Here is a 570-nt window from a genome sequence, read left to right on the forward strand (position 1 = left end):
CGATGTACGAATGCCCCGTAATCCAGCCGATGTCGGCTGCACACCAGTAGGTGTCCTCGGGTTTGACGTCCAGTACGGCGTGAGAGGTCCAGGCGGCGTACGAGAGGTAGCCCCCCGTGGTGTGTTTCACCCCCTTTGGCTGACCCGTAGTCCCCGAAGTGTACATCAGGAAGAGCATATCCTCCGCATCGCGCGAGACCGGCTCGACAGTCTCGCCCTCGTGTGTGTCGACCAGTTCCTCGTAATCGTGGGCGTTGGCGCCGAGGAAGTGGTTCAGTTCGTCGCCGAGGCGGTCGACGACCACCGTCTCGACGTCGTGATCGACGCCGCGAAGCCCCTTGTCCGCCTTCTCCTTGTGGTTCAACGGATCGCCACGGCGGTAGTAGCCGTCGCAGGTGACGAGATACTCGCTATCGGCGGCGTTCATCCGGGTCGCGAGTGCGTCGGCGGAGAAGCCCGCGAAGACGACCGAGTGGGGCGCCCCGATGCGGGCACACGCGAGCATCGCGATGGGTAGCTCCGGAATCATCGGCAGGTAGAGGGTGACGACGTCGTCCTCCTCGACGCCTA

Annotated in this window: 1 protein-coding gene; it reads right to left on the reverse strand. The window is 64.0% G+C overall.

All coding sequences use genetic code 11. The features are described 5' to 3' along the window. A partial coding sequence (locus ACFQO4_RS21200; RefSeq protein ID WP_500262723.1) for an AMP-binding protein occupies positions 1-570 on the reverse strand: 570 nt, incomplete at both ends.

Origin of the sequence: Saliphagus sp. GCM10025334 (assembly GCF_042663485.1) — an archaeon.
In the GTDB taxonomy this organism is placed as follows: Archaea; Halobacteriota; Halobacteria; order Halobacteriales; family Natrialbaceae; genus Natronosalvus.